Origin of the sequence: Mycetocola lacteus, from assembly GCF_003667575.1 — a bacterium.
Taxonomy (GTDB): Bacteria; Actinomycetota; Actinomycetes; order Actinomycetales; family Microbacteriaceae; genus Mycetocola; species Mycetocola lacteus.
Map to the genome: position 1 here is coordinate 305,092 of NZ_RCUY01000001.1, position 14,635 is coordinate 319,726.

The 14,635-nt window shown below is 66.2% G+C and carries 14 protein-coding genes; 3 read left to right on the forward strand and 11 right to left on the reverse strand.

The features are described from left to right. Nucleotides 1-18 precede the first annotated feature (18 nt). From D9V34_RS01415 to D9V34_RS01445, 7 genes are read right to left on the reverse strand one after another with little or no spacing between them, the layout of a single operon-like run. Nucleotides 19-1,434 (reverse strand): mannitol dehydrogenase family protein, encoded by a 1,416-nt coding sequence (locus D9V34_RS01415; RefSeq protein WP_183091806.1) that lies wholly within the window; start codon nucleotides 1,432-1,434, stop codon nucleotides 19-21. Then, nucleotides 1,427-2,290 (reverse strand): sugar phosphate isomerase/epimerase family protein, encoded by an 864-nt coding sequence (locus tag D9V34_RS01420; RefSeq protein ID WP_121687160.1) that lies wholly within the window; start codon nucleotides 2,288-2,290, stop codon nucleotides 1,427-1,429. The genes D9V34_RS01415 and D9V34_RS01420 overlap by 8 nt, the downstream gene beginning before the upstream one ends. Further along, on the reverse strand, nucleotides 2,287-3,453 hold the full coding sequence (locus D9V34_RS01425) for a Gfo/Idh/MocA family protein (protein ID WP_121687161.1): 1,167 nt from the start codon (nucleotides 3,451-3,453) through the stop codon (nucleotides 2,287-2,289). The genes D9V34_RS01420 and D9V34_RS01425 overlap by 4 nt, the downstream gene beginning before the upstream one ends. Further along, nucleotides 3,450-4,298 carry a sugar phosphate isomerase/epimerase family protein gene (locus D9V34_RS01430; protein ID WP_121687162.1) on the reverse strand — a complete coding sequence of 283 codons (849 nt, stop codon included), beginning with the start codon at nucleotides 4,296-4,298 and terminating at the stop codon, nucleotides 3,450-3,452. Before D9V34_RS01430 ends, D9V34_RS01425 begins: the two co-directional genes overlap by 4 nt. Then, nucleotides 4,298-5,224: a carbohydrate ABC transporter permease gene (locus D9V34_RS01435; RefSeq protein WP_245991809.1), complete on the reverse strand. Its 927-nt coding sequence runs from the start codon at nucleotides 5,222-5,224 to the stop codon at nucleotides 4,298-4,300. Before D9V34_RS01435 ends, D9V34_RS01430 begins: the two co-directional genes overlap by 1 nt. Further along, the gene (locus D9V34_RS01440; RefSeq protein WP_121687164.1) at nucleotides 5,211-6,260 is read right to left on the reverse strand and encodes a carbohydrate ABC transporter permease; all 1,050 of its coding nucleotides are present in this window, start codon (nucleotides 6,258-6,260) and stop codon (nucleotides 5,211-5,213) included. The genes D9V34_RS01435 and D9V34_RS01440 overlap by 14 nt, the downstream gene beginning before the upstream one ends. A 20-nt stretch (nucleotides 6,261-6,280) precedes the next feature. Continuing rightward, complete coding sequence (locus D9V34_RS01445; protein ID WP_121687165.1) at nucleotides 6,281-7,633, reverse strand: sugar ABC transporter substrate-binding protein; 1,353 nt, start codon at nucleotides 7,631-7,633, stop codon at nucleotides 6,281-6,283. A 121-nt stretch (nucleotides 7,634-7,754) separates the two neighbouring features. Here D9V34_RS01445 and D9V34_RS01450 point away from each other — a divergent pair, with 121 nt between their 5' ends. The 3 genes from D9V34_RS01450 to gndA all read left to right on the forward strand — a co-directional run bounded on the left by D9V34_RS01450 (nucleotide 7,755) and on the right by gndA (nucleotide 12,064). Beyond that, nucleotides 7,755-8,777 carry a LacI family DNA-binding transcriptional regulator gene (locus tag D9V34_RS01450; RefSeq protein ID WP_121687166.1) on the forward strand — a complete coding sequence of 341 codons (1,023 nt, stop codon included), beginning with the start codon at nucleotides 7,755-7,757 and terminating at the stop codon, nucleotides 8,775-8,777. A 61-nt stretch (nucleotides 8,778-8,838) separates the two neighbouring features. Then, nucleotides 8,839-10,251, forward strand: coding sequence for a glucuronate isomerase (gene uxaC, locus D9V34_RS01455; RefSeq protein ID WP_121687167.1), 1,413 nt, complete (start codon nucleotides 8,839-8,841; stop codon nucleotides 10,249-10,251). 361 nt (nucleotides 10,252-10,612) lie between these two features. Beyond that, nucleotides 10,613-12,064, forward strand: coding sequence for an NADP-dependent phosphogluconate dehydrogenase (gene gndA / locus D9V34_RS01460; protein ID WP_030148387.1), 1,452 nt, complete (start codon nucleotides 10,613-10,615; stop codon nucleotides 12,062-12,064). A 124-nt stretch (nucleotides 12,065-12,188) separates the two neighbouring features. Here gndA and D9V34_RS01465 read toward each other — a convergent pair whose 3' ends face one another. The 4 genes from D9V34_RS01465 to D9V34_RS01480 all read right to left on the reverse strand — a co-directional run bounded on the left by D9V34_RS01465 (nucleotide 12,189) and on the right by D9V34_RS01480 (nucleotide 14,602). After that, complete coding sequence (locus D9V34_RS01465; RefSeq protein ID WP_121687168.1) at nucleotides 12,189-12,401, reverse strand: hypothetical protein; 213 nt, start codon at nucleotides 12,399-12,401, stop codon at nucleotides 12,189-12,191. A gap of 381 nt (nucleotides 12,402-12,782) precedes the next feature. Further along, nucleotides 12,783-12,989, reverse strand: coding sequence for a hypothetical protein (locus tag D9V34_RS01470; RefSeq protein WP_121687169.1), 207 nt, complete (start codon nucleotides 12,987-12,989; stop codon nucleotides 12,783-12,785). After that, nucleotides 12,986-13,741 (reverse strand): hypothetical protein, encoded by a 756-nt coding sequence (locus D9V34_RS01475; RefSeq protein WP_147441587.1) that lies wholly within the window; start codon nucleotides 13,739-13,741, stop codon nucleotides 12,986-12,988. Before D9V34_RS01475 ends, D9V34_RS01470 begins: the two co-directional genes overlap by 4 nt. A gap of 168 nt (nucleotides 13,742-13,909) precedes the next feature. Further along, the gene (locus D9V34_RS01480; protein WP_121687171.1) at nucleotides 13,910-14,602 is read right to left on the reverse strand and encodes a GntR family transcriptional regulator; all 693 of its coding nucleotides are present in this window, start codon (nucleotides 14,600-14,602) and stop codon (nucleotides 13,910-13,912) included. Nucleotides 14,603-14,635: the final 33 nt, after the last annotated feature.

Here is a 14,635-nt window from a genome sequence, read left to right on the forward strand (position 1 = left end):
CTTGCGATTCGGGATCGGTCAGGATTCAATCGCCTGCAGCCCAAAAACCTCGCGTAGGTCCGGGGCCAGGATCCCCAGCACGTCCTCGACACCCAGGCTTCCCGCCTCAATCCCCGCACCCAGCGGAGCGGACTCGGCGTCCGGGGTGTCCGCTTGGCCCAGATAGGCGATCCACTCCTCCACGATCGGGATCGCGCTGGTACCCACGCCAAGCCCCGCGGCGCGGCGTGCTCGCACCACGTCAAAAATCCGTGGCGGCAGCTTATGGGCACCGCCCAGGGCAATCTGGGCCAGGTGGTGCCGGATTCGCGGGTTAGAGAAGCGCTCACGCAGTGCGGCCCGGGCTGCATCGATCTCGTGCTCACTCTGCGGCAGCACCTCGGCGGCCTCGGACCACAGGGTCTCCAGGCGTTCGGCGAGCTCGGGATCGGCGAAGGCGGCGTCCACGGTCCGGTGTCCGCGCGCCAGTCCCGCATAGGCCAGCATCGAGTGTCCGGCGTTGAGGAGCCAGAGTTTGCGCCGCTCATGGGGCTCGATCTCATCCACAAAGCGCACGCCGGCTTGCTCCCAGGCCGGACGACCGGCCGGGAAGTCTCCGGCGATGATCCACTCGGCAAACGGCTCAGTCACGATGACCGCGGCGTCCGCGAGTCCCGTGTGCTCGGCTACCTCACGGCGATCGGCATCGGTGGTGGCCGGGGTGATTCGATCCACCATCGACGACACAAACGAGACGTTGTCCCGGATCCACGCAGCCAGGGCCGGGTCCACCCGGGTGGCCAGGTCCAGCACCACCGCGCGGGTGACCGCACCGTTGTCGGCGAGGTTGTCGCAGCTGAGGATTGCGATCGGCCCGGCATCCGCGTCGCGGCGGGCACGCAGCCCGTCCACGATCCGGCCCGGTGCGCTCACACAGCCCGGAGCGGATGCGGCTCGGCGTCCGTCCGGTCCGCCTTGATCTCGGGCCGGGTTCGAAGCCGAAACCGCCGCCCTCAGGACCTCGATATCGGCCGCCACATCGGGATCGGCCAGATTCAGGGTCCCGTCCGGGCCACGCCGGTAACCCGCCTCGGTGATCGTCAGGCTGAGGATCGCGGTGTCCGGATCGGCCAGTCGGGCACGCCAGCGCGCGGTGTCATTACCGTCGCTGGCTCGGGCAATCGACTCGACCCGCTCATACGTGTCCCCGGATGCCGCCCGCACCACCAGCGTAAACACGCCATCCTGGGCCGCCAGAATCTCGGCCTGCGCGGGCGAGCGTCCGGTGAACGATTCGATCCCCCAGTCCCCCGGATTCTCGCGCTGCACCAGCTCGGTGTACCAGGCCTGGTGGGCACGGTGGAACGCGCCGAGGCCCAGGTGGGCGATCCGGATGCGGGGGTGCGGCCGGGTCCGGGTGGGTACCCGGTCCCCGGCCGCGGCGGAGCTAGTCACGCGAACCCGCCTGCGCGGCCTCGACCAGGCCGCGCACGTAGGCGAGGTTCTCGGCGGTGCGCTGCTCAAGCGGGACCTCGGTGGAGAAGTCCTCGAGGGTGATCCAGCCGTCATAGCCAAAGGTCACCAGATCGCGTACGTATCCGGCGAGGTCTGCCTGTCCGGCGCGCAGGGTGGTCCACTCATGACGCCAGACGTGGGTGCCGTCCTGCTCCACGTGATCCACCACCCACCGGGCGTTTTTGATGTGCACGTGTGCCAGGTACTCCCCGAGCAGCTGGAAGCCGGCCAGGTGGTTTTCGAAGCCCTCGTTGACCAGGTTTCCCACGTCGTGGATCACCCCGACAAACTGCGGGTTCAGCCCCTCGACCAGGCGGCGCGCGGCCGAGGCCGACGGGGTGATGGTCTCGTGGTGCAGCTCAACCAGCGCCTTGACGCCGTGCTTTTCGGCCACCGTCACGATGTATTCCAGGTTGGTGCGGGCCTGGGCAAACAGGTCCGCGTAGTTGCGTCCATCCACCCGCGGCATCGCGATGCGCACCTGGGTCGCGCCGACGGCGGCGGTTGCGGCGAGCATCCGCTCGGCATCCACCCGGTTTTCCAGCTGGGCGTACCCGCCGATGCCGGAGAACTCCAGACGGTTGGCGGTGGTGATCTCGCGGATCTGATCGAGGTGGTCCTCGAGTCCGGTCATCGGCCAGGTCGCGCGGTTTCCGGCCCAGAATCCGGGCGGGGTGGCCTCGTCCTGGTCGGTGATGCGCCACTCGATGCCGTCCCAGCCCTGGGCGGCCAGGATCTGGGCGGCCTCTGCCGGGGTCCAATCGGGGGTCGAGGCGGTGAATACCGAATACTTCATGATGCGCGTCCCGTCGTCAGGGTGAGGTCGTCATATTTTCCGGCGAGCACGTCGGCGAACAGCACCGCGGTGCCCAGGGTCGCCGAGGCGTACATCGCGTGCACGAGTGCGAGCGAGTGGGTCGCGTCGCGGGCGGTGATGCCCGGGTCACGGCCGTCCCGCAGCGCGGCGGCGATGTCGTCATACTGCCGGGTGTGGGCGGCGAGGAAGTCGCCGTCCTCCCGCGGGGAGGTGGAGAGCTGACCGGCGTCGATGACCTCGGCTGCCTGGTTCGCGGTGCCCACCGCGCTCAACCCGGTTCCGGGAATCAGGTCGGCGCCGCCGGCCGCGTGGAAGTACTCCAGGCGGTCGTTGTCGATCACCGCGGAGCCGCGCGAGCCGAGCACCTGCAGGCGGGTATTCAGCCCCGGGTAGGCGGCCGTGGTGCAGTGGATCACGCCGAGGGCACCGGATTCGAACGCGACCGTGGCCACCGCGATGTCCTCAACCTCGATCCGCTCGTGGGCGAGCAGTGCGGTGCGGGCGTAGACCTCCACCGGGGTGCCGAGGGTCCAGCGCAGCAGGTCCACGGTGTGCACACCCTGGTTCATCACCGCGCCGCCACCGTCGAGTTCCCAGGTGCCACGCCAGTTACCGCTGTCGTAGTAGTCCTGTCCGCGCCACCAGGCCACGGTGGCCGAACCCGAGGTGACCCGCCCGAAGCGGCCCGCATCGATGGCCTGCTTGACCAGCACGCTGGCCGGATCGAAGCGGTGCTGGGAGATGACGCTGACGATCAGTCCGCGCTCGGCGGCCTCATCGGCCAGGTCGGCGATGCGGCGAGCGCGCACCAGGTCCACGTCGATCGGCTTCTCGATCACCACGTGCACGCCGGCGGCGAGTGCTTCCCGGGCCGCGTCTACGTGCAGACCGCTGGGGGTCGTGATGACCACCAGGTCGATGTCTCCGGCCTCAAGCGCCTCGGTCAGGGTCGCGAAGGTGCGCGGACGCTCCACCGGATACTCGGTGGGCAGCAGGTCGGCGAGGGTGGTGAGGGCTTCGGGGAAGACATCCACCAGCGCGCTCACGGTGAAGGCCTCGTGGGCCGCCAGGACGCGGGCGTGGTGGGTGCCGATCACGCCGCAGCCGATGATGACGGCACGGGTGGGTGTTGCGGTGGTCATTTGAGTGTTACTCCCAGTTCATCGGTGAGGCCCCTAAAGGCACGGGCTGCACGCCCGAAGGCGGCGGCCCCGGAGAATCCGCCGGTGGCGAATGCATCGGACAGGTGCGGTTCGAGCGAGGCGAAGCCGGCAAACCCGTCGGATGCCAGGGCACCGAGGGTTTCGCGCAGCTGGCCATCACCCTCGCCCGCGGCAACCACCGAGTGGTCGCTCGCGAGGGCGTCCTTCACCTGCAGGTATTCCAGGTAGGGGCGCAGGTCCTCGAATCCGTCATCGAAGGGCACCGCTCCCACCTGTACATAGTTGGCGTTGTCCCAGGCCACGCGGAGCGCCGGCGAGTTCACCGAGGTGATCAGGTCGAGCACCCGGGCGGGGGTGTCGCCATAGATGTCCTTCTCGTTCTCGTGCAGCAGCACGATCCCCGCGGCCTGGGCGATCTCGGCAAAGCGGGTCAGGCGTTCGATCACGGGCTCGCGGATCGAGTCCACGTCCACGCCCTCGCCGTAGTAGAAGGAGAAGATGCGGATGTAGCGACTGTTCAGCACCTTGGCGGCGTTGATGGCGCGGTCCAGGCGTGCCAGCTCGGCGTCGAAGTCCGAGGTGATATCCACCTTGCCCAGCGGCGAGGCGATGGCCGAGACCCCCATCTCCTGTTCGGCGAGCAGCGCACGCAGCTCCTCCAGCCGGGCATCGTCAAGCTCCACGATGTTGATGCCCCAGGCGCTGCGGACCTCGATGTGCTGGGCACCGAGCGCCTGCAGCACGGCGATCTGAATGCGGGGATCCTCATGGATCTCGTCCCCGAACCCGGACAGGGTCCAGGTGGGGGTGGATGATGCGGTCATTACTTAACTCCTCCTGCGGTGAGGCCACCAACAAGGTAGCGCTGGAAAATAAGGTAGAGAACAACAACGGGCACCGCACACACCAGCGCGGCGGCCATCATCTGGCCATAAACCGGGACGGCACCGCCCTCCTGGGTGGCCCCAAAAATCTGCAGCGAGACGGCCACGGTTCGAGACTCCGGGCGTGTCATCACCGAGGCGAAGAGCACGTCGTTCCAGCCCAGCAGGAACGCGAAGATGCCCGAGACGACGATGCCCGGCCAGCTCAGCGGCACGATAATCCGGGTGAGGATCTTGAAGGGTGAGGCCCCGTCCAGGCGGGCAGCCTCCTCAAGCTCGCGCGGCAGGCCACGCAGGTAGGTCACCATGACCCAGGTGGAGAACGGCAGCGCGAAGGTCAGGTAGGTGAGGAACAGGCCCCAGCGGGTACCGATGATCTGCACACCCAGCGTGCTCGCCGCACTGGAGAAGAGCACAAACACCGGCAGCAGGAGCAGGGTTCCGGGGATCGACTGCAGCGCGAGCAGACCGCGCAGTACCAGCAGGCGGCCGCGGAAGGCATAGCGCACCAGCACATAGGCGGTGGAGACCGAGAGTCCGGCACAGACGATCGCGACGCCGCCGGCCACCAGCACGCTGTTCACCAGTCCGGTGCCCAGGTCCACCGTGGTCCAGATCTTCGAGTAGTTCTCAAACGTCAGCTCGGTGGGCCAGAACGCCCCGCGGGCCACGGCCAGGTCGGAGTTGATCGAGGCGAAGAAGATGTAGAGCACCGGCACCATCGAGAAGACCAGCAGCGCGGCCAGGATCACGATCAGCAGGGGCTTGGGCAACAGCCGGTGGATCTGCGCCTGGCGGGCACCCTCCTTGGCGCTGGCGCGGTGCGGGGTCACGCGTACGGGGGCGATCGTGTTACTTGCGGACACGGGAACCACCATCCTCTCCGGTGTCGAGCTTCACTGCTCGCAGGTAGATAAAGAGCGGAATCGCGATCAGGATCAGCGAGATCACGGCCATCGCGGCCGACAGTCCGAACCTGAAGTTCTGGAAGCCGGTGATGTAGGTGAGCACGGGCAGGACGTTGACATCCGCCGGTGCGGGGATTCCAAACAGCACAAACGGGAGGGTGAAGTTATTGACCGAGTGCAGGAAGGAGATGATCAGCGCCAGGGTGATCGGGCCCTTGAGGTAGGGCAGGATGACGTAGCGCAGCTTGGTCCACCAGCCGGCACCGTCCAGCGCCGATGCCTCGTGTACCTCGGAGTCCACCGACTGCAGACCCGAAAGCACCAGCAGGTAGATAAAGGGCCAGGATGCCCAGATCTGCACAAACACCAGCGCCCAGTAGGACTGCGGTCCGTTGAGCCAGAGGCCCCCGTCGATGCCGAAGTTCTTGAGCATCGCGTTGCCCACCCCGTCGGGCTGGAGCATGGTGCGCCACACGGTACCCACCACGAAGGTCGGCAGCACGTAGGGCACCAGGAACAGCGAGCGAACCAGGCCCCGACCGCGGAAGCGGTTCTGGGTGGCCAGGGCCGCGGCGACACCGATCGGCAGGCAGATCAGGGTCACCAGGACCGCGTAGCCCACGCTGATGCCGATGGACTGGATCAGCGAGGACTTGGTCAGCGCCTCCACATAGTTGGAGATGCCGATAAACGGGGCGCTGATCCACTGCCGCAGCGTGTACTGGTCGAGATCCATCAGGGAAATCACCAGTCCCAGCACCAGCGGGACCAGGATCACCACCACCATCAAGATACCGCCGGGGGCGAGCATCCAGAGCGGGCGATCACGCTCGCCGATCTTCCGGGCCCGACGCGGGCGACCCTTGGGAGGCGAGGAGGGGGCGGGGTGCCCGCCCCGGCGCGCGGCAGTGCGCGCCGGGGTGGCATCGGCGCTCGCGGCGGCAGTGGCCGCGAGCGCATCGGCGCGGGTGCGCGCCTCGGGGGTGGTAACCATGATGAATCTCTTCCGGTGTCTTACTTCGCGCGATCCAGAGCGGACTGAGCCTTTTCCTGCTCGGTCTTCAGGGCGGAGGTGATCTGATCGGTGCTCACAGATCCGGCGTTGAGCGACGGGATGGCCTGAACCACCACGTTGGTCAAGCCCAGCTGCACGTCACCCCAGGCACCGCTGAACGGGGTGCCCACGGAGAGCTTGGAGGCTGCAACGATCGGGGCGAGCTTCTCGTTGTCCTTTTCCAGCGCCTCGGCTGCCTGGGCGTTGGTAGGCATCTCGCCGAAGGTGTCGTAGTAGACCTTCTGTTCCTCGGCGGTGGTGAGCATCTCGATCAGGGCGAAGGAGAGGTCCTTGTTCTTGGAGTAGTCGGCAACCACGAAGTTGGATCCGCTGAGGATCGAGGCTGCTTCCTTACCGTCGGAGGGACGCTTGGTCTCCCCCGGCGGAACGGTCGGCATGACCGCGTAGGCGTACTTACCGGCCACGGCCGAGGCTTCCAGGGTGTTGATCGAGGTCGCGGTGACCATCGGCATGAACGCGGCCTTGCCGTCGGCGAACGAGGCGAGCGCCTGGCTGGCCTTCCACCCGATCGCCGCCGGGTTGACCACCTTGTCCTGGGTCAGCCAGCCGAAGTAGGTCTCATAGGCCTTGATGGTGACCGGATCATCCATGCGCACCTTCTTGCCATCGATGATCGGGTTCCCGGCTTGGGTCGACATCGCCCAGATGAACTTCCACGGGTCGAAGTTGTCGCCGTAGGCGATGCTCAGACCGTACACGTCGTCGTGGGTCAGTTTCTTTGCCTGCTCAAGCAGTCCGTCCCAGGTGTCGGCGGGCTTGTCGATGCCGGCGGCGGCGAGCATCTCGGTGTTGTAGGCCATCACAAACGGACGGCTTCGGGCGGGGATCCCCACCTCGTTGTCCTTGTCCGGTCCGGAAATCCCCAGGCTGGCCTCGGTGAAGCGGTCGCGGCCACCCACCTTCTTCCATTCCTCGTCACCGAGCTTAACGAAGGCGCCGGTGGCGTAGGCGGTCGGGGTGAACGTGGTTCCCAGCGAGTAGATGTCCGGGCCCTGGCCCGAGACCACCGAGGTCTGGATCTTGGTCAGCTCATCGTTGGCGCTGGCGAAGGTTTCGAACTTCACCTCGGCACCGGTCTTGGCCTTGAACTTTTCGCTCACATCGGCGAACCACTTCTGCTGTTCCTCCGGGTAGAGCGTGTTGGCGTCGGTCAGAACGTTCAGGGTCTTGCCCTTACCGTCCAGCGCGCCGGCGCCATCGCCGGGTGCGTCACCGCCGCTCGCGCAACCGGCGAGAGTGATCGCGCCGGCCGCCAGTAGCGCCGTGGTCAGGGCGAATTTTTTCTTCATCATCCGAGCTCCTCCTTGAGTGGGTGAAACCGTGGCTCAAAACCCCGGTGCACCGACTCTAGACAAAACGACAAACTTTCAGCAACCGTTTGCCAAAAATTGCCAAGTGTGGTTTTCTCTGGATATGAGTAATGACCCGGTGTCGCCGTCAACCAGACCCGCGACGATTCACGATGTGGCCCGCGAAAGCGGATTTGCCGCCTCGACCGTTTCGCGCGCGCTCTCCAATCCGGGCCGAGTAAATGCCCAGACCAGGGAGAAGATCGTGGCGATTGCCCGGGCCCTCAACTACACCCCGAATACCCAGGCCCGCGCCCTCACCTCGGGGCAGACCGGCTCGATCGCGGTGTTGGTCTCCGACATCACCAACCCGTTTTACTTCGGGCTGATTCGTGGCACACAGCAGCAGCTCAAGGCGGCAAACTACCTGCAGATGCTCGTGGACACCGCCGAGTCCAGCGACTCCGAGGCGGCCACCATCGACTCGCTGCGCCGCTCGGCCGACGGGGCAATCCTCACCGCATCCCGGCTCTCCGACCAGCAGCTGCTCTCGCTCGCCGAGCGGATGCCGCTGGTCGCGATCAACCGTCATGTGCCCGGGATTCCCGCGGTCATCATCGACACCCCGTTCGGAATCGATCAGGCCCTCGACCACCTCGCCTCCCTCGGCCACCGCCGGATCACCTACGTGTCCGGACCCGATATGTCCTGGTCCAATGAGCGCCGCTGGCAGCGCCTGGAAAAGACCGCGCAGAAGCTCGGCGTCCACCCCGTGCGCACCCGCGAATACGCCCCGAGCATGGCCTCGGGTGCGGCGGCAGCGGAGGCGATGATCAACAGCGAATCCACCGCCTGCGTGGTGTTCAACGACCTGATCGCGATCGGGATGCTTGAGCGATTCCGCGAGCGCGGCGTCCGCGTCCCCGAGGACATCAGCGTGGTCGGCTGCGACGACATCTTCGGGGCCGATTTCTGCAATCCCCCGCTCACCACGCTCACCGCACCGATCGAGCGCGCGGGCCGGATGGCCGTCTCGATGCTGCTGTCCCGGCTCGAAGCCGGTGCGGACGCTCCGCCGCCCCCGCCGATGCTGCTGCCCACCCACCTGACCGTGCGCAAGTCCACCGGCCCCGCCCGGGAGCACTAGCCACCCACAGTTTTGCACCACCGCGTTACCGACCCCAGCCAATGAAGACAGGGAGACACCCGTGACTCAGCTCACCCCACACCCCGATCGTCTGCTTCCGGCAGACCCCACCACACTCGCGATCGCCCGGCGACTCTATGGGGAGGTGGCGGGTGCGCCGATCCTCTCCCCACACGGGCACGTGGATGCCACCCTGCTGCTGGAAAACGCGGCGTTCCGGGATCCCGCCGAGCTGCTGATCACCCCGGACCACTACGTCACCCGGCTACTGCACGCCCACGGTGTTGCCCTGGGTGATCTGGGACTGGCCGACCGCGGCGTGGCCTCCACCGCGAGCGGATCCGACATCTGGCGCAGGTTCGCCAGCCACTGGCACCACTTCGCCGGAACCCCGGTGCGCTACTGGTTCGAAACCGAACTGCACGATGTGTTTGGGATCACCGAGGTCCCCTCCGCCGACACTGCAGACTCGATCTATGCGCAGATCGCAGCCAAACTGGCGCAGCCCGGGTGGCGGCCGCGGGCGCTGTTTGAACGCTTCAACATCGAGGTCTTGGCCACCACCGATGATCCCGCCGACTCGCTGGATGCCCACCGCGCCCTGGCCGAGGATCCCACCTTCCACGGACGCGTGCTGCCAACCTTCCGCGCCGACCGCTATATGGATCCCTCGGCTCCGGCCTGGCGCGGTGCCCTCACCGCGATCGCCGAGGCCGCCGATATCGACACCGGCACCTACGCGGGCCTGATCGCCGCGCTGCGGAACCGCCGCGCACACTTCATCACCCACGGTGCCACGGCCACCGACACCGGCGTGCTTGAACCCACCGCCGAGCCGCTCCCCCTCGCCGAGGCCGAACGCATCCACGCCGCCGCCCTGGCCGGAACCGCGACCGAGGCCGACGCCGTCGCCTACCGCCGCAACATGCTCTACCGCTATGCCGAGATGGCGGCCGAGGACGGCCTGGTGATGCAGCTGCACCCCGGTGTGATCCGCGGACACCACACGCCGACCCTGGAACGCTTCGGCCCCGACACCGGACACGACCTCCCCGACCAGGGCTCCTTCACCCGCCCCCTGCGCCGCATGCTCCAGGACTTCGGAACCAACGACACCTTCCGCCTGGTGCTGTTCACCGTGGACGAGACGGTGTTCTCCCGGGAAATCGGCCCGCTTGCCGGGTTCTACCCCTCGGTGTATGCGGGGGCGCCGTGGTGGTTCATCGACACCCCGGCGGCCATCGCCCGCTACCGCTCGGCCGTGACCGACAGCGCCGGCTTTGCCAAAACCTCGGGGTTCATCGACGACACCCGCGCGTTCTGCTCGATCCCCGCCCGCCACGACATGTCCCGCCGCGCGGATGCCGCATTCCTTGCCGGACTGGTGGCCACCCATCAGCTGGGCGAGGATGAGGCGGCGGTGCTGATCCGAGATCTCACGGACCGCATCCCGCGCGAGGTCTTCCGCCTCTAGACCGAACAGTCCACACCAGGGGTCCCGCGCGAGGTCTTCCGCCTCTAGACCGAACAGTCCACACCAGGGGTCCCGCGCGAGGTCTTCCGCCTCTCGGCAGGATCTCAACCTGGCCGATTCGGGCGCACAGGTGTGCGCATCTGATTCTGCGGTGGGCGGACAACACCGTGCGGATCCCCGGTATTCCGGGGGTCCGCACGGTCGCCCACAGCACTGAACAAAGGTGCATGGGCAAAACCGTTTCCGGGCATGTGAGGTTTGCTAAGTTGATCACAACCCATGCTCGGAGCCGCGCGTTTCTGCGTCTCTTCCAGGCATGTCCAGCGCATCCCCTTTCCATAATCCCCGAATTGGAGTAACCATGACGGAAGCAGCACAGGCAAACATTGGCGTGATCGGAATGGCGGTCATGGGCAGCAACCTCGCCCGTAACCTGGCGAGCCGCGAGGGTAACACCGTCGCAATTTTCAACCGCTCGCCCGAGCGCACCCGCGGTGTTGTCGAGGCACACCCGGAGGCCGGCTTTGTGGCCAGCGAGACCATCGATGAGTTTGTGGCTTCGCTGCAGAAGCCGCGCACCGCGATCATCATGGTGCAGGCGGGCGCCGGCACCGATGCCGTAATCAACCAGCTGACCGAGCGCTTCGAGCCCGGCGACATCATCGTGGACGGCGGCAACGCCCTCTACACCGACACCATCCGCCGAGAAAAGGCCGTGAGCCCGACCGGCATCCACTTTGTGGGTGCGGGGATATCCGGTGGCGAGGAGGGCGCACTCAAGGGCCCGTCGATCATGCCCGGTGGAACCGCCGAGGCCTATGAGACCCTGGGTCCGATCCTCTCCTCGATCGCCGCGGTCGCCGAGGGTGAGCCCTGCGTGACCCACGTGGGTACCGACGGTGCCGGCCACTTCGTGAAGATGATCCACAACGGTATTGAGTACGCCGACATGCAGCTCATCGCCGAGGCGTACGATCTGCTGCGCTACAACGCGGGTCTGACCCCGGCCGAGATCGCCGACGTGTTCACCGAGTGGAACAAGGGTGAGCTGGAGAGCTACCTGATCGAGATCACCGCCGAGGTTCTGCGCCAGGTGGATGCCAAGACCGGCCAGCCGCTGGTTGACGTGATCCTGGACCAGGCAGGTTCCAAGGGAACCGGCGTCTGGACCGTGCAGAACGCACTGGCCCTGGGCGTCCCGGTGTCGGGTATCGCCGAGGCCGTGTTTGCACGTTCGCTCTCCTCGCACCCCGAGCAGCGCGAAGCCGCCGCGGGTCTGCCGGGTCCGGCAAACCCGGTGGCCGTGACCGACCGCGACGCCTTCATCGAGGACGTCCGCCAGGCACTCTACGCCTCGAAGATCGTCGCCTACTCGCAGGGCTTCGACGCGATCCGCGCCGGTGCCGCCGAGTACAACTGGAACATCGACCTGGGTGCCGTCTCGCGCATCTGGCGTGGGGGCTGCATCATCCGCGCCCAGTTCCTCAACCGCATCGCCGACGCGTACGCCGAGCAGCCGAACCTGGCCGCCCTGCTGACCGCACCGTACTTCTCGGACGCGATCACCGCGGGCCAGGAAGCCTGGCGTCGGGTTGTGGTTTCGGCCACCCAGACCGGCATCCCCGCCCCGGCGTTCTCCTCCTCGCTGGCCTACTACGACGGTCTGCGTGCCAAGCGTCTGCCGGCCGCAGTGGTCCAGGGTCAGCGCGACTTCTTCGGTGCTCACACCTATAAGCGCGTCGACATCGAGGGAACCTTCCACACCCTGTGGTCGGGAGACCGTACCGAGATCAGCGCCACCGACTCGCACTAGTTCCGGTTCTCATCACCCTCATCTGCCAGATCGAGGTTCTGTGCCGGATCGAGGTTCTGGAACTGGCAAACGGGTAATCTCGCGGCCTCGCCCCATCGGGCGGGGCCGCGTTTTTGCTCCGAATTCAACGGCCCTTCCAGCCGACCCGTTGCAAACCATGACGCTCCCGTAGCCCGCGCCACCGAAAGAGCAGGATGTCGGCCAGGAAGGCCGCAAACGGCTCGTCTCGTTCTCTCCGGTACCGCTCGCGGAGTTCCTCGATGCTGGCCTCTTCGTAGGGGAACTCATCGTCAATGATCGATGTGTCAAGGTCTTCCCGAAGCTCTTCCTCGGACATTGTCGCCTCTCTTTCTCAGGGGATTGGAGTGGTGGGGGCACCGCCTATTCGATGAACCGGTTCGGAGTCAAGGAGGTAGGCGAGCGCATCCAGGTATGGCCGCAACGCTACGCGCAAGGCACGGTCATAAACAGTGCGTGAGTCGATAGGAACATGCCCCCAAACAGCATCGCCAGGCTCGTTAGCGCATCGGCAAACGGGGACAGCAAGAATCGCACCGATCTGCTTCCCCAACGCACTTCGCGATTCACTCGAATCACCTCCGAGCTCTATCTTTCGCTTCGTCTAGCCGGCCACGGTCCTGATCGTTGAAACTGTGGAAACTTCGATGCGATGAGTGCGCTGTGGAGGATGCTCAGGCTGCCTTCCGCGGTTCGCGCACTACCGAAGCTGACTGGGGTGAATCCCGTGGCGCCTTCGTAGTCCACGCCAGCGCAGATGAAGAATGTCCAACGCAATTGCGCGCATCCCCGCGGCAACCTGGCGCTCAATAGCATCGCTAAAGTCCTTTGCCGTGTCGTGGTCGGCCCAGTATGGTTCCCGTGCAGGCGTCTGCAGTTCGGGCTGCTGCTCGTCGATGTCGCTCATGATCTTCGTCCCGTGTCCTTCCTACTTTCGATTGACCGATGCTCCGCGGCGACGATAGCAAATTCCATTGCTTCCGCGTATGGCATCAACGCTACGTGGAATTCTTTTGAGTGATCGTTCTCCGTAACCCCCATGATGCGCAGGGCACCAAGAACGCGGTCGGGGGCGCGGAGCGGGATGACCAGTTCGGAGTCTCGCCGGTGCCGTGATCTCACGACGCCCTCCGTGTTCTCCCGCGTGATCTCGCCAATCCAGCCCAGCGGGGAGAGCCCACGCACGCGCATCGGCGGCAGCCGTGCACCGGAAATTCCGGCACCGACGCCCACTCGTGGTTTCCAAAATTGCCCATCCTCGCTAAGGACATAGAGGACGATGCCCACTCGTGAGTCCCCGCGGAACCGCGTGCGCCACAGCCGGAAAACGGTGTCTTCGAGGTAATTCTTTCCGAGTCGCGATCGAGTTGCGGGCGAAATCACAACCAGCTCGGTGGCCAGACGAACCGTGCTGCGGAGCAGCGTCAGGGTATCGCCCGTCTGTGCCGTCGCAATGCGAAACAGGTTGCCTTCGGCTGAGGACTGGAACCCTCGTACCAGCAGCGGGCACACACCGATCGCGATCAGCATGCCACCGATGATCAGGCCGATAGGCTCACCGCGTGCGGTGGAGAAACTCATCCCACCGAAGAGAATGGCAACGCAGGTCATCGCCTCGGCAAACGGCGACAGCAGGAAGCGTAGCGCTGCCCCTCGCACGTTGCCCGCCCTAAGTGTCATCACTCATCACCCCCATTCACAATCCTCTGCGACAGAAGAGCTGCGCGGTGAGAACACCATAATCTGTGGAGAACGTGGTCTACACGCACCTATGTGGAGGAGGGTTCTTGCCCACGAAATGCGGCGAGAACACCGGACGAACGCCCCTTATCGCCGGGCGGGACCCACCGGCTCGAAGTACTCGGGGTGACTGCGCTCCAGGCCGTCGAGGTCGATCAGGACGAAGCGCAGGTGGGAGCGCAGCTCGGCGGCGGCACCGGGAATGGTGCCGGATTCGAGAGCGTCGACGATGCGCTCGTGATCACGGATGTACTCGGAGACCGAGCGGAACCCGGTCAGTCCGTGATAGCGCACGCGGTCGAGGTGCCCCTTGGCACCGGCGACGGTTGCCCAGGCGGTTTCGTGCCCGGGGATGCTCAGGAGGGCGCGGTGAAACTCCTCATCCAGCGGGTAGAAGTCCTCGGGGTCTTCGACCTCGCGCTGCCGGGCGATAATGTCGCGAAGCCGCGCTATCTGGGCCTCCCCCACGCGGTCGCGGCACGCCTCGAGCGAGGCCAGCTCGATGGCCTCGCGGATGAACTGCGCCTGGCGCACCACGGCCGAGTCGATCCGAGCCACGTAGGTCCCACTCTGCGGGCGCACCTCCACGAGCCCCTCCTGGGCGACCAGCAGCAGTGCCTCACGCACGGGCTGACGACTCACCCCGAGCTCGCCGGCCAGATCGGCCTCGCTCAGCCCGGTGCCCGGGGCGTAGGTCCCGCGGATCACCCGCTCGCGGATCTCGGTGTAGGCGATCGACCGCGCGGACGCACGTGGTGCCGAAGCGGTGGAGGAGGTCATGGCTCAATCCTAGGCCGGAGGGCCCGGGATGCC